The organism is Galbibacter sp. BG1 (assembly GCF_013391805.1).
Classification (GTDB): Bacteria; Bacteroidota; Bacteroidia; order Flavobacteriales; family Flavobacteriaceae; genus Galbibacter.
The window spans coordinates 1836230-1857492 of the sequence record NZ_CP058364.1 but is presented as its reverse complement, the minus strand read 5'-3'; the positions used below and the strand labels follow the sequence as shown (position 1 = coordinate 1857492).

At 37.7% G+C, this 21263-nt stretch carries 15 protein-coding genes; 7 read left to right on the top strand and 8 right to left on the bottom strand.

The window, feature by feature from the left end; translation table 11 throughout:
- Positions 1 to 42: 42 nt before the first annotated feature.
- The gene (gene rho, locus HX109_RS08200; RefSeq protein WP_178950990.1) at positions 43 to 1746 is read right to left on the bottom strand and encodes a transcription termination factor Rho; all 1704 of its coding nucleotides are present in this window, start codon (positions 1744 to 1746) and stop codon (positions 43 to 45) included.
- A 192-nt stretch (positions 1747 to 1938) separates the two neighbouring features.
- Here rho and HX109_RS08195 point away from each other — a divergent pair, with 192 nt between their 5' ends.
- Together HX109_RS08195 and HX109_RS08190 are read left to right on the top strand one after the other, a co-directional pair.
- Entirely contained in the window at positions 1939 to 2349 is a 411-nt protein-coding gene (locus tag HX109_RS08195) for a DUF4293 domain-containing protein (RefSeq protein ID WP_178950988.1), read from the top strand.
- Between the two features lie 255 nt (positions 2350 to 2604).
- A complete protein-coding gene (locus tag HX109_RS08190; protein WP_178950986.1) occupies positions 2605 to 2928 on the top strand; it encodes a GIY-YIG nuclease family protein in 324 nt (107 codons plus the stop codon).
- Positions 2929 to 3250: 322 nt separating this feature from the next.
- Here the strand turns inward: HX109_RS08190 and HX109_RS08185 are convergent, their stop codons facing one another.
- Positions 3251 to 4873 carry a G8 domain-containing protein gene (locus HX109_RS08185; RefSeq protein WP_255462842.1) on the bottom strand — a complete coding sequence of 541 codons (1623 nt, stop codon included), beginning with the start codon at positions 4871 to 4873 and terminating at the stop codon, positions 3251 to 3253.
- A 395-nt stretch (positions 4874 to 5268) separates the two neighbouring features.
- Positions 5269 to 8058 carry a TonB-dependent receptor gene (locus HX109_RS08180; protein WP_178950983.1) on the bottom strand — a complete coding sequence of 930 codons (2790 nt, stop codon included), beginning with the start codon at positions 8056 to 8058 and terminating at the stop codon, positions 5269 to 5271.
- A gap of 299 nt (positions 8059 to 8357) precedes the next feature.
- On the opposite strand from HX109_RS08180, the gene HX109_RS08175 reads away from it, so the two are divergent.
- Entirely contained in the window at positions 8358 to 9044 is a 687-nt protein-coding gene (locus tag HX109_RS08175) for a response regulator transcription factor (RefSeq protein ID WP_178950981.1), read from the top strand.
- Between the two features lie 210 nt (positions 9045 to 9254).
- A complete protein-coding gene (locus HX109_RS08170; protein ID WP_178950979.1) occupies positions 9255 to 10313 on the top strand; it encodes a sensor histidine kinase in 1059 nt (352 codons plus the stop codon).
- Here HX109_RS08170 and HX109_RS08165 read toward each other — a convergent pair.
- Complete coding sequence (locus HX109_RS08165; RefSeq protein WP_178950977.1) at positions 10275 to 11327, bottom strand: glycosyltransferase; 1053 nt, start codon at positions 11325 to 11327, stop codon at positions 10275 to 10277. The two genes, HX109_RS08170 and HX109_RS08165, sit on opposite strands and share 39 nt — an antisense overlap.
- A gap of 70 nt (positions 11328 to 11397) precedes the next feature.
- Here HX109_RS08165 and trmB point away from each other — a divergent pair, with 70 nt between their 5' ends.
- Genes trmB through HX109_RS08150 form a run of 3 tightly spaced genes read left to right on the top strand, consistent with a single transcriptional unit; the run spans position 11398 to position 13046 of the window.
- A complete protein-coding gene (gene trmB / locus HX109_RS08160; protein ID WP_178950975.1) occupies positions 11398 to 12072 on the top strand; it encodes a tRNA (guanosine(46)-N7)-methyltransferase TrmB in 675 nt (224 codons plus the stop codon).
- Positions 12072 to 12710, top strand: coding sequence for a LysE family transporter (locus tag HX109_RS08155; RefSeq protein ID WP_178950973.1), 639 nt, complete (start codon positions 12072 to 12074; stop codon positions 12708 to 12710). Before trmB ends, HX109_RS08155 begins: the two co-directional genes overlap by 1 nt.
- 3 nt (positions 12711 to 12713) lie before the next feature.
- On the top strand, positions 12714 to 13046 hold the full coding sequence (locus HX109_RS08150; protein ID WP_178950971.1) for an MGMT family protein: 333 nt from the start codon (positions 12714 to 12716) through the stop codon (positions 13044 to 13046).
- 29 nt (positions 13047 to 13075) lie between these two features.
- On the opposite strand, the gene HX109_RS08145 is transcribed toward HX109_RS08150, so the two are convergent.
- The 4 genes from HX109_RS08145 to HX109_RS08130 all read right to left on the bottom strand — a co-directional run bounded on the left by HX109_RS08145 (position 13076) and on the right by HX109_RS08130 (position 21154).
- Positions 13076 to 14419 (bottom strand): TolC family protein, encoded by a 1344-nt coding sequence (locus HX109_RS08145; protein WP_178950970.1) that lies wholly within the window; start codon positions 14417 to 14419, stop codon positions 13076 to 13078.
- Between the two features lies 1 nt (position 14420).
- Positions 14421 to 17501, bottom strand: coding sequence for an efflux RND transporter permease subunit (locus HX109_RS08140; RefSeq protein ID WP_178950968.1), 3081 nt, complete (start codon positions 17499 to 17501; stop codon positions 14421 to 14423).
- Positions 17502 to 17503: 2 nt separating this feature from the next.
- Positions 17504 to 18556, bottom strand: coding sequence for an efflux RND transporter periplasmic adaptor subunit (locus HX109_RS08135; protein WP_178950966.1), 1053 nt, complete (start codon positions 18554 to 18556; stop codon positions 17504 to 17506).
- Positions 18557 to 18682: 126 nt separating this feature from the next.
- Positions 18683 to 21154 carry a DUF5916 domain-containing protein gene (locus HX109_RS08130; protein ID WP_178950964.1) on the bottom strand — a complete coding sequence of 824 codons (2472 nt, stop codon included), beginning with the start codon at positions 21152 to 21154 and terminating at the stop codon, positions 18683 to 18685.
- Positions 21155 to 21263: the final 109 nt, after the last annotated feature.

Below are 21263 nucleotides of genomic sequence, written 5' to 3'. Positions count from 1 at the left end.
AAGAGATCGCTGCGTCGTACCTCCTCGCGAAGACGTTTACAGTTATTGATTCATCGTCATTAAAAATTCTTCATTGTTTTTAGTCATTTTTATACGTTGCTCCATAAACTCCATGGCTTCAATCGGATTCATATCCGATAGATACTTACGCATAATCCACATACGCTGAATGGAATTTTCGTCCAATAATAAGTCGTCGCGACGGGTAGAAGAAGAAATTAAGTCGATTGCTGGGAAGATACGTTTGTTGGAAATACGTCTATCCAACTGCAGTTCCATGTTACCCGTTCCTTTAAACTCTTCAAAAATAACCTCATCCATTTTAGAACCTGTATCGGTAAGTGCGGTCGCAATAATTGTTAAAGAACCACCGCCTTCAATATTTCTGGCAGCACCAAAGAAACGCTTAGGTTTATGCAAGGCATTGGCATCTACACCCCCACTCAATACTTTACCACTGGCTGGCTGCACTGTGTTATAAGCTCGTGCCAAACGCGTAATGGAGTCTAAAAGAACTACCACATCGTGCCCACATTCTACCAGTCGTTTTGCTTTTTCCAAAACAATGTTGGCCACTTTTACGTGTCTATCTGCAGGTTCATCGAAGGTAGAAGCAATTACTTCCCCTCTCACATGGCGTTGCATGTCTGTAACCTCTTCCGGGCGCTCATCGATTAACAAGATCAATTGAAAAACCTCTGGATGATTGGCTGCAATGGCGTTGGCAATATCTTTCAACAACATTGTTTTTCCCGTTTTTGGCTGGGAAACTATCATTCCACGTTGTCCTTTCCCAATTGGGGAGAACAAATCTACAATACGTGTAGACATTGTGCTTTGCTTTTCAGCTAGCCTAAATTTTTCATTAGGAAACAATGGAGTTAAATGTTCAAAAGAAACACGATCCCTCACCACTTGTGGGTCGAGTCCGTTAATTTGATTCACCTTAATCAAAGGAAAATATTTTTCCCCTTCTTTTGGTGGCCGTACGGTTCCCTTTACGGTATCTCCAGTTTTTAAACCGAATAAACGAATTTGTGATTGGGAAACATAAATATCATCAGGGGAAGATAAATAATTGTAATCGCTACTTCTTAAAAAACCGTAGCCATCCTGCATTATATCCAACACCCCTTCACTTTCTACAATACCATCAAACTCAAAATCGGGCTCACGGTAACGGTTTTTCTTTTCCTTATCGTAATTATCCCTGTCTTTGGGAGCATTGTTGTTTTTCTTGTGCTGTTGCGGTTGGTTTTGGTTGCGCGAAGCGTTGCTGTTGTTGCTATTGCTATCCTTGCGCTGTTTTGTATTTTTAGAATCGTTGGTGTTTCTATTATTATTTTGTGTTTTTTTCGACTCTTCCTTTTTAGGAGCATTATTTTCCTGCTTTGGTGCCTGCTTAGCAGGAGCCACTTCCTCTTTCTTAGCTTCTGGCTTAGTATTTTCTGAAGTTTTTTGAGGAGTGTTTTTAGAATCGGAAGGTTGGTTATTGGTAGGTTTTTTGGTAGTACGTGTTCTTTTTCTCGGGGTAGGCTTAGGAGCGCTCTTCTTCTCGCCTGCATTATCTTTCTCCGCTTTTGCCTTTTCTTTTGCTACCGCCTCTGGACTCGCAGCCTGTACATCTAATATCTGATATATTAAATCGTTCTTTTTGAGAGATTTGTATTTAGGAATACCCGCCACTTTGGCAATCTCATGTAACTCAGCAAGTTTTTTTGCTTTTAAATCTGAAATTTCAAACATTGATTAAATAAATAATTTATTATTGGTTTGAGGTGAAAATGTATCTTTTCGTGAAAATTCTATATGAAGTTCAAAATGAAACGCAGTAAAGCACTCGTTTCGAATTGACTAGGCAATAATACAAATAAATTTTAATAAACAAGCACAATTTTTAAAAAAGAACGCTATTTTTGCGGAAGAAAAATTAAAAAAGTGTTACAACGTATACAGAGCATTTACCTACTTCTAGTTGTTATTATCAGCGGGGTTTTACCATTTTGGGTATACCTTTGGACAGATAATAAGGGGGAAGCTGTTTATGCTGATAATGATATTTTGTATTCTGCCCTATTTGCTGTTTCTGCAATCTTGGCCTTTGTAACTATATTTTTATATAAGAAAAGAAAAAATCAATTTGTGTTGAACAGATTGAACATAATACTCAATCTTTTTTTACTAGGATTTTTCGTTTATCGGTCGCTAATCTTATCCGGAGAAACCAACGTTTCTGAGAAGGGTATTGGGATGCTTCTACCTATTGTTTCTATCGTTTTTTTAGTGTTGGCCAACAGGGCCATTAAAAAGGACGAAGATCTTGTAAAATCTGTGGATCGATTACGCTAAACCTAACATCTTAGTATATTAGTGCGTTAAGCCCGGGTGAAGATCCGGGCTTTTTTATGTGTTTTAAATAAATCTTTTAGATCATGTGAAGCGCTAGTTAAAAGTAGCATGCCGCTTGGTAATAGCCTTTTGTGATATCCCCCGAGGCTTCAAGATCGATATGACGCACTGGTCACTTCGATGCTGGCCGTTAGGGCTGGAAGAGAGGTCCCATCCTACTATTGCGTCCCAATACTTAGGCAAAGCGAATTTAATATGAAGTCTTACTATCTTTATTCCATACTCTACAATTTTTTCCTTTACATAACAACCAATCAATACCGAACTACCCTTTATATTGGAGTAACAAACAATATCCAAAGAAGACTATCCCAACATTATTTTGATAGCCAAAACCTTAAAAAATCATTCGCAGGCAAATACAGTTGTTTTTACTTGGTGTATTATGAAGGTTTTGAAACCCCTTTGGAAGCCATCAAGCGGGAAAAAGAACTTAAAAAATGGCGTAGAGAAAAGAAAAATCAACTGATAACAAGTTTTAATCCCAAATGGGAAACACTGAATAACCAGGTAGTGTAAAATTCTTTGAGTAGGGTTATGTGATATCTCCCTGCGATCGATATGACGCACTGGTCTCCTCGATGCCAACCGTAAGAGTGGGTGGAGAAGTCTCATCTAGATAAGTAATCACTTATTATAAAAGAAGGGCATTGCAATAAAAACTAATTTGGCTGGATCCATGAGCTATCTTTTTTTAAAGAAAAAACCGTACTGAGGCAAGTTTATGTGATATCTCACCCGAGGCTTCGGGATCGACATGACAATTTGGGCATAAAAAAACCACCCCGACTTTTATTGTCGGGGTGGTTATATATTATTTCTAAAATACTAATTTTACTTCTTAAAGTCTAGCATCTTTCCATGTCCACGTAGAAATATCAACGGCAGTACCATCACTGAATACATCGTCTGAAGGTCCAGTCAATGGAGTACCATCTATAATAACATTAGCAGGAGCACCTCCATTATCAGGGAAATCTACATTTGTAGCATACCCATCTAAGAAGATATTAGATATAGTAGCTCCAGATTGCTTCTTAAACTGTAACCCTATACCATCTACAGTTGATACAGCAGTAAAGTTTACTATATTAGGATTACCGTTTGCACCATCTGCTTCAATAGCAGTAGAGAAACCTGCTACCGTGTGAGAAACGTACGTATTGGTTATATTACCACTCCAACCTTCAGTCCAATCCACAGAATCATCTTGGTTATTTTCCAAATATAGATTCGTTGCTGAAACAGTACCTCCAAAGAACTCAACTCCATCATCCGCACCATTGATGATCGCAATATTTTCAACGACTGTTCCAGATCCTACGGAGTAGAAAGAAATCCCATTGTACTGAGACTCAGAATTGATTTGTGCACCAGTACCAACTAAAACAAGATTCTTAATACTTCCTGAATTGTCTGTGTCGTCGTTACCTCCGTATACAAATCCACCGATTTCTGCAATTGTACCAGCTCCTGCAGTAGTGGTAGCTTTACCACAAATTGTTAAACCTGCCCAATCTTCTGGGTTACCTTCTACAGAAGAAATCACAACTGGATTTTCAGGAGTACCTTGAATATCTATTTCACCTCCTTGAAGTACAGCAATATAAACATCTGTACCACCTGATCTTGCAGTGATTTTTGTTCCAGCTGGGATTATTAGCTTACCACCATCTTGAACCACATAAGATGAATTTAATGTGTACTCAACAGATGCATCCAGAGTTACTTCGCCCTCTACAGTACCTTGAAGTAAGGTTGGATCTACAACAACCTCAGTAGAAACCCATGAAAACATATCGATGTTTACAGTTGGAGGAGTTGTATAAGTAGATTCTGGATTGGCATCCTCACCTTCAATTTTAACATTAGTTAAAGCTCCGTTATCTGGGAAATCTAAACTAGAATCATATCCTGTTAAAGAAAGATTGTCTATAGTTGCTCCGGATTCTTTTTTGAACTGTAATGCTAAACCACCAACAGTTGAAACTGCAGTAAAGTTTTCTAACTTAGGATTGTTATTTGCTCCATCTGCTTCAACTGCAGTAGAAAACCCATCAACCGTGTGTAATACATAAGTATTTGTAACAGTTCCATTCCAACCTTCAGTCCAGTCTACAGCATCATCTTGATTATTCTCTAAATATATGTTAGATACAGAAACAGTACCACCGAAAAACTCTACACCATCATCTGCACCATCAATAATGGCAACATTGCTAATTGATGTTCCAGAACCTACGGCATAAAGCGAAAGTCCATTATACTGAGAATCTGCATTAATTTGTGCTCCTGAACCAACAATAGTTAAGTAATCTATAGACCCAGAGCTGTCGGAATCGTCAGTACCTCCATAAACTAATCCTCCTACTTCAGCAATAGAATTAGCCCCTGCAGTTGTGGTGGCTTTTCCACAAAGCAATAAACCTCCCCAGTCCCCAGGGTTTCCTTCAGCAGATGTCATAAGTACTGGATTTGAAGCAGTACCTTGAACGTCTATTTCACCACCTTGCAATACCGCAATAAAGTTACCAGTTCCTCTATCAGAAACGATTTGAGTTCCGCCAGGAATAGTTAATTTAACTCCATCAGTAACTTGGAAACTCCCTTGTACTCTATATTGTATAGTTGGGTCTAAAGTTCTATCCTCAGTTAAGTCTCCGGTAAGAACATTGCTCTCTACAGGTGGCTGTGTTCCACCGCCATCATCATCGCTACTACAACCAATCAGAACAAGGCTGCAAAAAAGCGCTGTTAAAGCTGAAATTTTAATCATTCTGTTTTTCATAATAATCTAAAGTTTAATTAATTGTTTTTGAGATGTTTAATTGACTAACCCGCTAAGCGGTTAAAATTTATTTAAAATGTGTAACTAATTCCTAATCTAACTTGAACTCCGTTTTGGTAAGACCTTACCACTTCATTGGTTTCTATTCCAGTTGCAACAGGCCTAACCAATTGAGTTCTCTCTATATCCGGATTCAAAAGGTTTCTTCCAATCAATCTTAGATTCCAATGTTCACCTAAATCCTTTGAAATAACTGCATCTAAAGTGACAAAGCCTTGCTCTATTATTTCTTCGTTGTATTGTATATCTGCCTGTGTTTGAATTTCCGGAGCTCCCAATGCAAATATCCTATCTGAAGCGTAGTTTGCTGTTAAGGTAGCATTAAATTCATTTTGTGTTTTTGTTGAGAAACCTAATGAAGTATTCACAATCCAATCTGATGCCCCTTGAAGTCCAGTTTCAGACTTATTATTGTATCTAAATGTTCTAACAAAATTTCCATTTTCATCAAAAACATCTTTTAAATCCTGCTGATGCCACATACGTGTTACGTTCAGATTCAGATTTAAATCATAACCAGAATCTGGTTCTGGAGAAGAAATAAGATCTACCCTCGTCTCTAGCTCTAAACCAGAAACTCTTGCCTGATCCCCAGCGTTGAAGAAAGAAAATATTCCGGCTGCACCTCGATCCTGTACTTTGTTTATAGGATCATCAATAACTTTATAAAATCCTGCTAATGAAATTAATTGACCTGCATTTGGAAAAAACTCGTATTTAATATCGTAATTTAAGTTTGTAGAGGCCTCGATACCTGGATTACCTCTTGTAATTTGACCTGTAGGCGACACGTATTCAAATGGAGCAATTTCTTTAAACTCAGGCAAGGTAATGGTTCTACTGGCTGCAAAACGCAATCCATGTTGCTCATTGAAATTATACTTAAAGTTTAAGCTTGGATATATATTAGAATACTCTTTTGAAGTTGCCCCATTCGGGAAATTGTTAACCATGTAATCAACATCAATATTGTCTTTTTCATATCGCAATCCTACATTAAAGTTGAATTTTTCCAGAGCAACATTAAAGTTAGCATAGCCGGCGTATACCCCTAAAGTACCTTCATATAAATCCTCAGGTAATGATTGAAATCTCAATCTTCCATTTTGAAAATTTTCATCTGTAAAAACATCGTCTAAATCATCTACAGAATCAGGGTTTACAGCATTCAAAGAAGTTTCCGTTACTCCAAAGAATTGAGAATTAAAATCTCTCGTTTTATACCTAACGTTACCTCCCAAATTCACTCTAAAAGACTTATTTTCATCATCAATGACTTTGAACTCATCATTCAAAAATCCATTGTACTCAGCATCATCTATTTTTTGGGTCGACTTACGCTGCTGAAAACCCCCATTTCTCCCAAATTGTACAAAAGTAGGATCGTTCGGATCAATATTGAATTCATTCCTAATTCTATTCGGTTCATCAGCATTTACAATATTATAAGCACCACCCCAAGTAAATTCATTTCTATCTGAAAGTTGGTGTGTACCAAACAACTGATTCACCCAAAGTTGTGTTTGTCTTGTATTCTGATCTCGTATAAATTGACCCAAACCTTCAACTGGTGCTGTTTCTTCAAAAACAAAACCTTCACCATTTCTACCCGCTTCAAAAACCTGATCTTGAAGACGGTTGATAAACATACTTACTGCTTTTAATTTATGAGATTTGTTAATGAAATAAGTTAAATCTACCAACGCTGTGGTATTATAATCCTTATTCCAATTTGTTGCATCCGTAAAATCAACATCTCGGTTGTTCGAACGGAATTGTTTAAAAACTCCCTCTCTATAATTGTTAGATACAGATTGAGACCCTGTAAATAGTATTGAGAATTTGTCGCCAAATTTCTTACCAGCTGTAAGTGCATACCTATAATCTAATGGAGTGCTAGCAGTTACTGGATCCCATCCCTGACCAGTAATAGCCTCATCAGGAGATAAACTAGGATCGTAAAAACCTACAGTAATATCACTATTATTTGGAGAAACTTTAAAATCATTAAAAACTCCATCCTTCATTACATTTGTGTTTACACCTCCTCTTATACCAACACTAAGCTCTTCACTTCCATTTAGTTGTCGACTAGTAACATCAATATTACCAGAAGCCTGATCGGCATATCCACTTGTAGAGTACGTTTTACTAATCCCTACATTTTCCAAAACTTTAGTTGAGAAAAGTCCTAAATCAATATTTTTTCTTTCTACATCATCTGAAGGTATCGGCAAGCCATTTAAAGTAGTCGATAAATAACGGTCACCCAATCCTCGCACAAAAACATCCCCTGAAGCCTCACTTGTAGTAACGCCAGAAATCTTAGATGTTGCCGTTGCTGCATCGGAAACTCCAATTTTAGTTAATTGCTGCGCCCCTATACTTTCTTTAATCTCAATCGCCTTCTTTTGATCTAACAATAAAGCAGTTTCAGAATCTCTTCGAACAGTTGTAGTAACGACCACTTCGTCTAGACTTACACTACTTGCCCCTAGAGCGGTATTAAGTTCGGTAACTTTGCCCGCTTCTACTTTAATATTGGGTACTTTTAAGGTTTCGTACCCCACAAAACTAATTACCAAGGTATAGGTTCCTGGATCTACATTGGCTATTTCATAAAGCCCATCCATATCGGTTGTAGTTCCTTTTGTGGAACCCTCTATTTGCACATTTGCAAAAGGTAGGGGGTCGTTATTCATTTCTTTATCAGTAATGGTTCCTACGATAGAACCTTTAGCTTCCTGCGCTGCCATTAGGGCGCTTACAAACAGTATTAGAACTGTGAATAAATGTTTCATTGTTTAATTTTAATTCCGATGCAAATAAACGAGCGTTCTACATAAAACAAGTTACCCACGTGTTAAACCTAAATGAGTGCTATGTTACGTTTGTGTTACGATATTAAATGAATGTTAAGTGCTTTGATATTTTAATATTATCTTTACTTTTGACGTCGGAAAGCATAACATTCGTTATTTTAAAACACTTATTATGTTGAAGTTATACGCCTTCCACCAACTTAAAAAATGCTTTACCGCAGAACGATTCAGCATACATAACTTAACCCCGATTACTGGGATTAAACTTTAAAAAACTCATGAAAAAGAGGGAAATTAAAATTCTATTAGTAGACGACGAACCGGATATTTTAGAGATCGTTGGATACAATTTATCTTCTGAAGGTTACAATGTTACCACCGCCAAAAATGGAATTGATGCCATTGCCAAAGCAAAAAAAGAAAAGCCACACCTCATCATTCTCGATGTTATGATGCCCGAAATGGACGGGATTGAAACTTGCGAACAAATACGAAAATCTCCTGATCTTAAAGACACCATTATCACTTTCTTAACCGCACGTGGGGAAGATTACTCTCAAGTTGCGGGATTCGATGCGGGTGCAGACGACTATATTACCAAGCCTATAAAACCCAAAGTATTGGTAAGCAAGGTAAAAGCTTTATTGAGACGTTTAAAAGATGAAGAAGAAACGGTAGAAAGCATTGTTAAAGTTGGAGACATTACCATAAACCGAGATGAATACAAGATTATTCAATCTGGGGACGAAATAATATTACCTAGAAAAGAATTTGAATTACTTTCTTTATTAGCGAGCCGCCCAGGCAAAGTATTTAAAAGAGATGAAATTCTAGATAAGGTTTGGGGTAATGAGGTAATTGTGGGTGGTAGAACCATCGATGTACACATTAGAAAACTTCGTGAGAAAATTGGGGACGATCATTTTAAAACCGTAAAAGGGGTTGGCTATAAGTTCGTGTTATAACATCTCTTTAATAGCGGTTAATAAATATATTCTTCTATAAATTAAGTCCACCTCTCTTTGAGAGAAGTCGTCATGGCCACTCAAAGAACTGGCCTCGAAAAGACGTCTCCACTAGCGGACGAAAGAAGTGCAGCACTCTCATAAATATGCGGTGTAGCTTCTTTATTATAAATCTATTTATTGTAACTTTAGCTGGTTAAAAAGTCCTATTTGAAAACAAAATTAAAAAAATCATATCGCTTTGCGCTTCGGTCCTCCGCCCTCATAACGCTTATGACTGGCGTGATATTGATCGGTTTTTTTTATTTGGAAATAGACACTTTACTTTTTATCATCTTATTTTCTGTAATTGTATTTTTTCTATCCTTTTTTATTGTTCAATACCGGGTGGAAAAATTTATTTACCGACGCGTAAAAAAAATATACGACGACGTTTCCCTTTTAGAATCCTCTACATTTCAAGACCAGCCCATTACTACGGATATGCGTACGCTTACCGAGGAGATTGAAAAGTTTGCTGCAAATAAAAAATTGGAGATCGAAACCCTTAAAATTAGGGAAGGGTACCGAAAAGAATTTTTAGGAAATGTCTCTCACGAACTCAAAACACCGCTGTTTACCGTACAAGGGTATATACTTACCCTCTTAGACGGCGCCATGGACGATAAAAGCATTCGTAAAAAATATTTAAGCCGCGCCAGTAAGGGAGTTGAAAGACTTATTTACATTGTAAAAGATCTAGATATGATTACCAAGCTGGAAGCTGGTGATCTCAATTTGGACTGTGAAGAGTTTGATGTGGTGGATTTAATCCAAAGTGTGTTTGATTTGATGGAGATGAAAGCCAATAAAAAGAAAATCACACTTACGTTCGATCAGTTTTACCAGCCAGTAATGGTATTTGCCGATAAAGACCGAATTCAACAGGTGGTTACCAACCTCGTGGTAAACTCCATTAAGTATGGAAAAGAAGGAGGCACCACAGAAATTAGTATTGAAAACTTAGTAAAAAATAAAATTATCGTTCGGGTAACCGATAATGGGGAGGGCATCGAAAAACAAAATATTCCACGTTTGTTCGAGCGTTTTTACCGCGTGGATAAAAGTGGAAGTCGAAAAGAGGGAGGCTCTGGTTTAGGACTCTCTATTGTAAAACACATTATAGAGGCCCATAAAGAAAAAATATACGTGGAAAGCGTTTATGGGGTGGGCTCTGAGTTTTCTTTTACACTAGAAAAGTTCAAAAAGGCTGCTAAGGTCGACAGTTGATTCAATTCCGCCCAATCCCTTATAATCTTTCACATTTTCCAACATTTCTATTTTAAATTCTTCCTGCTTGCAATAAGGAACCAAGCTTTCTTCCTGAAGTCTTTCTGCCAAATATTCTTGTTCATATTGCCCTGGTGTAGGAATAAAAAATGCTTTTTTCTTCAGTTTGGCTAAATCAAGAACCGTGGTATAGCCCGAACGGGAAAGCACCATTTCACTTTGGTTGAACGAGTGCTCCAATTCCGCAGAACTCATGTAATTATAGATTTCTATATGATCCCTAAGCACTACTTCTTGTCTCTCTTCAATTTTACCCCTTACAAAAAGTACCTTTCCCTTAAATTCTTTAATTTCACTTAACAAATGATCGGCAAGCATGCTCCGCTGTGGTTCTGGTCCAGAAATAAGTACCATCAATCTATATTTTATAGGAAGATCTTGGGGAACCAACCTACTCAGTACACCTATATACTTTATAGGAAGCTCTCCACCTTTTAAATGCCCCAGCCTCCCACTTAAATTAGGTTCACCTTCTACATCGGGCACCCAACACTCTGTAAACTTTTTTATTATTTTTTGATGAACCTTAGAGCTGAACCATGTGGTATTACCCGTTAAAACATTTAATTGATGGGTAATAAACACCGATGGCACTTTTTTGGAGTAACCCCCCAAACGGTTATCTGAAATAATCCCATCCACTTCCAATTCTTTTACAAGTGCCTTGGTATGTTTTTTTTCCTTTGATATCGCTTTTAATATCTTGGGTGAATCCCATAGCATTTTTAGTTTGAAGTGTTTTGCCTTTTCCGCATATTTAATCTTGTAGGAAGGTAATTCCACTGTTTGTAATTGAGGAAATTCTTTTTGAAGTAGTTTGAGAGCTTCTCCATCGGAAGCGATAATTGGCTCAAAGTTATTTTCTAGAAGCGACCTAATAATAGGTATACACCGCGTGGCATGCCCGAGCCCCCAATTTAACGGAGCTATTAAAATTCTTTTCCTTTTAACCATAACTACAAATGAAGTTAATTTTTCCCTATGAAAGATTTCCTTAATTTTGCCTTTTAATTAAATAATTGTTGTGGGGAGTAAAAACAAACTAAAACGCTTTAAGGAAAACGAGACATTTGGTAATGTGGTGCAGCCTTCGCGTGAAGAATTGGTAAACGGCGAATTCGATTTAAAAGGAAAATGGAAGTCCGATTTCTTTAAAAATAACAACCCCATAGTATTGGAGCTCGGCTGTGGAAAGGGAGAATATACTGTAAATTTAGGACAAAGGGATTCCAAGAAAAACTATATAGGTATCGACATAAAAGGAGCCCGTTTCTGGAGGGGCGCCAAAACAGCGGTCGAAGAAAAATTAAACAATGTTGCTTTTGTAAGGTCGCAAATAGAGCTCATTGAATATATTTTTGCAGAAAATGAAGTCGATGAAATATGGATTACTTTTCCAGATCCACAGATAAAATACAAGCGTACTAAGCACCGCTTAACAAACAGCGATTTTTTAACCCGATACAATAAGATTTTAAATGACAATGGTGTAGTACATTTAAAAACCGACAGTGAGTTTATGCATGGCTACACACTTGGTTTATTGCATGGTCTTGATTTTGAAGTGCTTTATGCCAACCATAATATCTACAAGAACGAAGGCAGCCCAGCAGAGGTAACCTCGATTCAAACCTTTTACGAGAAACAATATCTTGAAATAAATAAACCAATTACGTATATTAAGTTTAAACCTAACTAATGTCGCATTTATTCATTCTCTTTTTTGCCACTTTTTCGGCAGCTATAATGGCGGTTGTTTTTCCCGGCCTCATTAATATTACGGCTGCCAAAACAAGTGCTAAAAAAGGAAAAACAAGGGGAATGATTTTCGCCGCAGGTGCGTCTACTACCGTTATTTTCCAAGCCTATTTAGGGGTGTTAATCTCTAAATATCTTTATAAAAACCCCAATGTAATAGACATTCTTTTAAAAATAGCATTGGCTGTTTTTGCGTTTTTTGCCATCTACTTTTTTATACTTGCCAAAAGAAAAAAAGACACCAAAAAACTTAAATCTGTAAAGCTTAAAAAAAGTAAGAAAAACACCTTTTTTACCGGGATGCTTATCTCGGCGCTCAATGTGCTTCCCATTGCTTATTTCTGCGGATTGAATGCCGCCTGGAATGTCTCTGGATGGATTAAATTTCAACTGTGGGATATTTTGGTCTTTATAATCGCCGCTGGGCTTGGTACTTTTGCCATGTTGTATATGTATGTATTTTATTTTGATAAGCTTCAAGAGAAAACCGATACTTTCGCACGTTATTCCGATTATATTTTAAGTGCTTTAATGGCCGTTCTCCTCATTATTACTTTTTTACGACTATTTTATTCCTAAAACATGAAAGAGGAAAGCTTTTTCGATCGTGTATATGTTGTTGCCAAGCAAATTCCCTACGGAAGGGTTACTTCCTACGGAGCCATCGCGAGATATCTTGGAGCTGCTAGAAGTGCCAGAATGGTAGGTTATGCCTTGAACGGAAGCAAACTGAAAGAAGATGTTCCAGCCCACAGAGTGGTCAATAGAAAAGGGATTCTTACCGGGAAGCATCATTTTCAAGGCACCAATCTCATGCAACAACTTTTAGAAAATGAAGGTGTTGTGATTAAAGACAATCAAATTCAAAGTTTGGAATCTTATTTTTGGGATCCCGCCAAAGAATTAGGCTCATAATTACCGCTTTACTTTTTTAAGGTTTGCATTTAACGAACTATCAACCCTGCAAGCACTTTTAAATCCAACACAGCCATATTGAAATTGAGCGACGCCGCAAAGGCTTCCTGTTTTGCTTTTTGCAATTCCACCTTAAATTCCAACAGTTCCTTTTCGGTGGTTAATCCTGTGTTACGCTCGTTTGTTTTAATCCTAAACGCTTCCTTTCTATAAAAGTAAGCTTTTTGGGCAATGGTAATAAGGCGTTCCGCCTGTTCGGCATTCTTATATGCCTTTGCTACTTTATTTTTTAAATCTGATTGGGTATTTTCTTCAAATAAAGTCGCCTGTATTTCTTTAGATTTACTTTGAGCCAATTCCGATTTTCGGTTACCAAACCCTATGATATTCCATATTAAGTTCGCTCCAATAAAATAATTGGTTTCTGGAAACTCTGGAACAATATTTTGGTAGGTCGCACCACCTATCAACCCCAAATCTGGGAGGTATACATTTTTATTGGCAGAAACCCCATATTGAGCCATTTCTTTCTGTTTTTGGGCGTTTATCAATTCCGGACTGTTTTTTTGTGCTTCCTCCCAATAATAGTCAAAAGACTCTAACAAATATGGTTGCACTTTAAGCGAGTCTAATTGCAGGTTTGTAGCTTCATCAAACTCTAACATTACCTTCAAGTCTGCTAAATAATTCTCCCGGTCTATTTCTGTTTGTAACAAATCGTATTCCTTTTTTGCTAATTCCGCTTGTAGCCCCATTCTACTTACTTCATTGGTTTCTCCTGCCTGTAAAGCGCTTTCCACATCGTATAATTTGGTTTTAGACAATGCGACATCTGTTTCCAATTGAGCAATTTTTGCTTCTTCAATTTTTACCGCATAAAAAAGTTTTTCAATGCCAGAAATTATTCTTGCCGATGCTATCCTGGCTTCCGTTTGTTCCATACTTGCTTCCGCAGTAGCAGCATCCACTCCGTTTCTTATTCGAAAAAGCTGTGTTATGGGTTGGTATGCAATAATTCCCGCTGTAAAAATATCTTGATCCACGCTGTACAGGTTAAAGTCGTTAAACGGTATGGGAACCGTTAAAAAATCACCAATACCTCCTTCAGGAATTATGAAATTGTTTTCCCTAAACGTATGCATATAATTAGCTATTCCATAAACCAATGGTTTTCCTTTAGACGAAACAGCATTTATTTTATAATTGGCTTCCCTAACTTTTTCCTCTTGTATTTTAAGAAGTTTATTTTTTGACAACGCACGGTTTTTGGCCTCTTCCAGACTCAAGGAATACGTTTCTTGTGCCGATATTTTTACAAAAAGGAACAGCAATACTATTAAAAAAACGTTGTTTATGTTTCTGTTGGTCGTCATACTATTTCGTTTCCTGTTCTCTAATCATTTTATCTTTTGGGGTAACGACTACCGAGAATAGCACCGGGATGGTTAGTAATGCCATTAACATAGACCAAATAACCCCTACGGCCAATACACTGGCAAGCGGACTCCACATCGGGGAACCAGAGATTATCATTGGCAACACACCAAAAGCAGCCGCCATTGCCGTTAAAAAAATAGGGCGCATACGCCTTTTACCCGCTTCTAAAGCTGCTTCTTTTATAGGCTCCCCTTTTGCTATCAATTCGTTGGTATAATCTATTAAAATTATGGCGTTTCTTACTACAACCCCCGATAAACTGATAAGGCCAACAAAAGCAGTAAATCCGAAATTATTGCCTGTAATTAATAACCCTAGAAATGCCCCGAACAAACTCAATGGAATGGTGAACATTACGATAAATGTTTCCTTTAAGTTTTTAAACTGAAATAATAAAATAAGGAAAATTAATACTATACTTATGCCCAAAGCGACAATCATTTGACTGAAGGTCTCTTCCTTATTTTCATATTCTCCACCGTAGGTAACATGGTAACCCGTGGGAAGATCCATATCTTTTATAGCTTCGTCTACCTGATTTAAAATTTGTTGAGGAAGCGTATTTTCCTCTGTATCGGCCAAGACCGACATAGTTCTTACACCATTGCCTCTTACCACCCGCCCGGGAAACCAGTTTGGAGTTACCGTGGCTATTTGTCGCAAAGGAACGGAGCTGCCGGTGGCAGGCGAAGGTAAATAGGTGTTTTCTAAATTATTAAAATTCCTTCGACTGTCGGAGGTTAGCTGCATTACCAAATCCACAGGATTGCTTCCTTCGTAAATAGTGGTAATTGGGGCTCCAGAAAAACCTACATAAAGTGTTTTGGCTACACTTTCGGTGGTAAAACCCAACCTACTGGCTTCTGGTTTTAACTGAATATCCAAACCGTAATAAGGTTCGTGAAAGTTATTTCGAACATTCCTACTCCCCTTTGCGTCTTTTAAAAGTTGTGCTATTTTATTTCCGATTTTTTGAATACTGGCCAGCTTATCCCCCGTTACCCGAATTTCTACAGGAGCTAGATATGGTGTCCCTTGTTGCATCAGCTCTACCAATACTTTTCCTTCTGGCACTTGGGTTTTTAATTCCGTATCCAATTCTTCGGCAATCTTTTCTGCGGCCTCGTCATCCGTAGTGTTTATTAATATTTGGGCAAAATTGGTAGCTGGAAATTCTGGAGAAAAATTGTAGTAAAACCGAGGGGCACTATTACCTGTAAAAACTGCATAAGAAGTAACATCTTCTTTTTTGCTTACTGCTTTGCTTATTTCGGTAACAACCGCATGGGTTTTATCTATATTGGTCCCTGATGGCATCCATAAATTAATGACAAATTGGTTTCTCTCGGCTGCCGGAAAAAACTTCTGCGGAATAACAAAATATAAGAGAATTCCAATAGCCACCATCACCAAACTACCTGCGATAGTAAGCCTGCTGTTTTTCATACACCAATCTAAAGCACTATTGTACACATTTTGCATCCGGTCTAATATGGATGGCTTTTTTCTGCTGTCGGCTTTTCCCCCTTTATTAAGTCCGCTTTTAATGAAAGAACGGCATAGAATAGGAGTAAAAACCATCGCCACAAGAAACGAAGCCCCCAAAGCGATTGTTACTGTTAGTGGAAGAGCCAATATAAATTCGCCCACAGAACCCGATAAAATGACCATGGGAAGAAATGCAGCAATAATGGTTACGGTAGCAGTAAGTACGGGTATTATCAAATCGCTTGCACTTCGCCAAGCAGCTACAGAGGGAGCTACACCTTCGTCTAGAAGCTCAACATAATTATCGGCGATAACAATGGCATCGTCTACCACCATCCCCAAAACTACAATTAAAGCCGCCAACGATACTTGGTGCAATTCTATCCCGAATACATGCAAAAGTGCAAAAGTAGTAGCAATCGTCATAGGTATTGCCATGGCCGCCACCAATGCTATACGAAATGGCAGTAATACCAAGATAACAATAACCACAGATATAATAGCAATGAAGAATTCCCGTATAAAATCGGATACATTGTTATCCACCAATTCCGGTTGATCTATAATTCTACTTATTTCAACATTAGATGGTAACCGGGCCCGTACCTCTTGTAATTGATTTTCAACTTCTTCACCAAAGTCCACAATATTATTACCTTCCTGCATCTGCATAGATAACATCATGGCCGGCAACCCATTCACTGAGGTATAGCCATCTGGATCCTTATATTTTCGGGTAATCTCTGCTACATCGCCAATTCTAATAACCGCTCCGGTACTGGAAGTACCAACAATTTGTTTGGAGACCTCTTCTTCCGTAGAGTAAAAACTAGAGGTGTAAAAAGGCACTTTACTATCTTCGGTTTCCAAATTCCCAGTGGGGTATATATTATTTTGGGATTTTAAAATTTTTATGACCTCCGTAAATTTCACTCCGTATTGAGCGAGCTTTTCAGAACTGGACTTTATAACAATTTCTTCCTGTTGCGCCCCTATACGTTTTATTTTGGAAACGGCGCGGATGCTCCTTAGCTTGTCTTCAATTTTTTGTGTGTATTTTTGAAGTTGCCGATAGTTCTCTCCTTTGGCAGTAATCCCCAAAACTATGGCTTCTGTATCACCAAAATCTGAATTTACTACGGGCCCAACTACTCCCGGCGGTAACTCCAACTCTTTGGTAACCTGAAGGGCTACATTTAGTTTGTTCCAAAAAACGTCTGGGTCTTTCACCCATTCCTCCAGCTCTACCTGAACAATGGTAAGCCCATCCCGAGACGTGGAATATGTTTTCCTTTTTAGTACTTCTGAAAATTGAAAAATCGTGCTTTCAATCTTTTTGGTAAGCTGACTTTCCACCTGAATTGAGTTCGCACCAGGGTAAAATGCAATGACCAAACCTTCCCTTACCGTAATTTTTGGATCTTCCCTACGAGGCATGGTCAACAAGGAATAAAGTCCGGCAAGAAATACAATGGTTAAAACCGAAATGGTAACCTGTGGATACTTTAATGAAGATTTAATAAAATTCATATTTATCTATTTGTGGTTACCAACATACCATCCTGTAGATCTCTATGCCCTTCTGTTACCAATAGATCGCCTTTTTTAAGTCCAGAGGTAATTTGAATTTTATCGCCATACAAACTCCCTATGGAGATGTCTCTCCTAAAAACCTTATTCTTATATTCATCCAACACAAATACATAAGAGTTATTATCGGGATCTTTTAAAATGGTATTTCCACTTATGGTAAGTATTTCCTGCTCGCTTGGGGTGTTAATTTTTATATCGGCAATCATCCCCGGCAAAATGCGATGATCTGGATTTTCTATGTTTATTTTAGCAGTGTAGGTTCTGGTGGTTGCTTCCGCAGCTTTGCCTATTTCAATTATTTCACCTTGAACAACAGTATCTAAAGCATAGACGGTAATTTCTGCTTTTTCACCCATTTTAATTTTATTCACTTCATTTTCTGGAACGGTAGCCACGATTTTTACTTCATCGATATCTGAGAGACCAAAAACAGGCATTCCTTTGTCAATAATCTCCCCTTCAGAAACACCTTTTTTTAATAGCACCCCAGATATAGGAGCGTAAATCTTGGTATTTTCAACGTTCTTGGCGATTAATTTCTGTTGTGCCTTTGCTTGTTGCAATCCAGCTTTCACCTCGACAAAATCGGCTTCACTTATGCTGTTGCGGTCGTACATAATCTTCAACCGATCGTATTTATCTTGAACCTCCATTAGTTTTCCATTGGCTGCCTCAAGACCAATTTCATAGTCGGTAGCATCTAAACTGGCGAGTAATTCCCCTTTATTAATGGATTCACCCTCATTAATAGCTACGTAATTAACTCTTCCGGCCACCATAAAACCAAGTCTTAAGGTTTTACTCCCTTCCGCATTTCCACTTAAAGATATAACCACAGGTTGAGTGTCGGTTTGGAGCGGTAGAACTTTTATTTCGGGTGGATTATTTTTTTCCGAAGCGGTTTCCTTGGAATTACAACCGACAAAAAAAACAATTAGTAATAAACGTAGAGCGACACATAGTGTAGAAAGTAGCTGCTTTTTTAAGACCATTATTTTGTTTGAAATTGAATTGCAACCGATATTTTTCCCACACATAATTTACAGTATTGATTTGCAGTTCTTTAAATATAGAACTATAAAACAGTAAATGCAACATGCTTTTGGTAAAGGTGAAGTTTACATCGATTTTTGGTATTTGGCTTTTCCATACATGGAAGTATCCTGTAGGGTTGCATTTTTCTTACCAAACCAACCCTTCGCCAAATTGTAGTCTAAAAAATAACTTATTCTAACTGAAAAGCTGTGCAATTGTGGCTGATTGAATAGAGCATCGAAATTCTCATTAAAATCCTGAATAGATCTCTCTTCGTAACTGTCTATTGCATTTCTATAGAGCAAGGTAAGCTGGCTCCCGGGAGCGAACCACCATGAAAACCTCAAATCGATATTCCAACTATTGTAAGTAGTATTCCTGTTTTCTGTATAAAATGGGTTATCGGCAAGACTCCCATCTTGCTCTAAAATATAAAAATTACTATAGTTTACTTCGGAATAATAATGACGGAAAGAAAAGTTTAAAGCAGCCGTATTTGTGAAAATATATTGTGATTCTATCGAATTAATATAAGTGCTTCTGTCCCTTTTTCCGAAGATAATATCTTCCTGCATTCGATCCACAAAGCCTATATCATCATTATTAAAAATAGTTTCTGAATTTAAAAACAGTTTCCATTTATCGGAAAATCTGTACCTAGGGCTTACAATAATAAATTTATCCTCGCGCCATTTTTCGCTATACACATACCAATCGTAAACCATATTTAAAGCAAATTTCTTACGGTAATCTGTATTAAACCACACCCAGCCATCGTAGTAACTGGGGACTTTAACATACCTCTCATTCGTTCTCGGTTCATAAATATCGTTGGAACCAAAAGGCGTCGTTTCAAAACTTCCACCAAAGTTCAGGAAATTCTTGGTGGTAAAACTGGAATTAAAATTAAACTCAAATTGCGAATAAAGATCGGGATCCAATCTTCTGGTGAGGTTCAAATTAAAATTGAGAAAAAGATTGTTAAGTCCATTTTTTGGCTGAAGGTACCGATACCCATAATAACCGTAATAATTAATAAAATTGGTCCTGCTGGAATAGCCAAGGTCGTTAATATCGTAATCTTTAGTAATAAAACTCACCTCTCCCTGCAACCTATGTTTTCCACTTATTTTTGCAATTCCGGCGCCACCTTCCATACCAAACTTGGTAGAATCGCCTTGCATGACCCAACTGCCTTCATTACCTCCCCAAAATCTCACGGTATTTTTTTTGTTGGTAATATCGAAATACAACCCTGTAGTATTGGCATCCCTAAAATCGCCTTCCCTAGTAGTATTGGTGTTAACAAGGGAAACAGAGGAGTTTTCCCAAAAACGTTGATCCAGCACAAAAACATTGTAATTGGCCAGGGGCTCTACCAATTCCTGCCGTGTGCTCTCGGTTACCGTGTCCCTTACTTCGGCATAAGTTCTTTCAGTAACAGCATTAAAAAAGCCAATTCCGAGTCCGCCAGCAGTTCGGCCAGAGACTTTCATGGCATTAATTAGATCTACCGTTTGTGGATAAAAAACAAGTGTTTCATTGGGCTGCAGTCTAACATCTCCAATTGGAGCGCTCCCTACCCTACGAGAGTAAAACATATTCCCTTTGCTAAAAAGTTCAGTTCCTTCCGTAAAAAAAGGCCGTTGTTCTGCATATTGAACTTCGAAAGCAGAAAGGTTAAGTACCCTTTCGTCGAATTTAGTCTGACCGAAATCGGGAATCAAAATCATATCTAAGGTAAAACCATCGGTAATCCCATATTTTAAATCCATCCCCCCATTAAAACTTACATCTGATTCCCCATCGAAGGAAGAAACATAAGAAGAAACATAGGGCTGAAACGAAAGTCGCAATGGAGCGTCTATATCCTTGATATTATGAATCTCCCCATCGTAAATGGAAAAAGCACCTTTGCTATTATCGATATGGTTCCAACTATACCGGGTTCGCTCCCGTCTAAATTCCCTTTCCATATTCAAGCCCCATACTTGAACATCCTTCTCTGGAAAACGCAACTGCGAATATGGAATGAATATTTCGGCAGTCCAATTGGTTTCATTAATCGCCACGCCGCTATACCAAACTCCGTCCCAACTCTGATCTTCGTTGTCGTTGGTTAATTTTGCATCCCATTGTACACCAGCAGCCGTCACTATAAATTCAAAACTCTGTTGATGGTCGTTATAGCCATTTAAAAGTATTAGAAAGAAATCGTCGTTAGCGATGTTGTCACGTTCGGTAAGTTCTTTATCAATAGCATCGGGAGAAGGATCGTTCATGGTAGCTCCAAAATAAATTCCCAAATCGTCATACAGAATTTTAACTTCGGTGTGCAAACTGTCTGGAATAGAAACCCCATTATTGGGTTGTCTTTCTACGAAATTGGTCGCTACGGGAATATTTTTCCATATTTTTTCATCTAAAACCCCGTCTATTTTTGGAGTTTCAAAAATCCTGATGGCATTTATTTTTTTTCGTGGAATACTATCGGTATCCTGTGCGTTTATAGTTTTTACAATGAAAAAAATTATAAATAGTATGAGATATCTCATTAAGGCTCGTTTACTCTAAAGACCATAAGGATTGTAATTTGTTACAGAAGAATCGTTAATTAAAAGTCGAAAATAAATCTCGTTAAAACTTTTATCCTCATGGTATCTT

Bases quoted from the DNA above. Each gene is read 5' to 3' on its own strand.
- HX109_RS08175 (WP_178950981.1), top strand. From the start codon at position 8,358: ATGAAAAAGAGGGAAATTAAAATTCTATTAGTAGACGACGAACCGGAT.
- HX109_RS08165 (WP_178950977.1), bottom strand. From the start codon at position 11,327: ATGGTTAAAAGGAAAAGAATTTTAATAGCTCCGTTAAATTGGGGGCTC.
- HX109_RS08140 (WP_178950968.1), bottom strand. From the start codon at position 17,501: ATGAATTTTATTAAATCTTCATTAAAGTATCCACAGGTTACCATTTCG.
- rho (WP_178950990.1), bottom strand. From the start codon at position 1,746: ATGTTTGAAATTTCAGATTTAAAAGCAAAAAAACTTGCTGAGTTACAT.
- HX109_RS08185 (WP_255462842.1), bottom strand. From the start codon at position 4,873: ATGACATCTGCTGAAGGAAACCCTGGGGACTGGGGAGGTTTATTGCTT.
- HX109_RS08130 (WP_178950964.1), bottom strand. From the start codon at position 21,154: ATGAGATATCTCATACTATTTATAATTTTTTTCATTGTAAAAACTATA.
- HX109_RS08145 (WP_178950970.1), bottom strand. From the start codon at position 14,419: ATGACGACCAACAGAAACATAAACAACGTTTTTTTAATAGTATTGCTG.
- HX109_RS08135 (WP_178950966.1), bottom strand. From the start codon at position 18,556: ATGGTCTTAAAAAAGCAGCTACTTTCTACACTATGTGTCGCTCTACGT.
- HX109_RS08150 (WP_178950971.1), top strand. From the start codon at position 12,714: ATGAAAGAGGAAAGCTTTTTCGATCGTGTATATGTTGTTGCCAAGCAA.
- HX109_RS08155 (WP_178950973.1), top strand. From the start codon at position 12,072: ATGTCGCATTTATTCATTCTCTTTTTTGCCACTTTTTCGGCAGCTATA.
- HX109_RS08180 (WP_178950983.1), bottom strand. From the start codon at position 8,058: ATGAAACATTTATTCACAGTTCTAATACTGTTTGTAAGCGCCCTAATG.
- HX109_RS08190 (WP_178950986.1), top strand. From the start codon at position 2,605: ATGAAGTCTTACTATCTTTATTCCATACTCTACAATTTTTTCCTTTAC.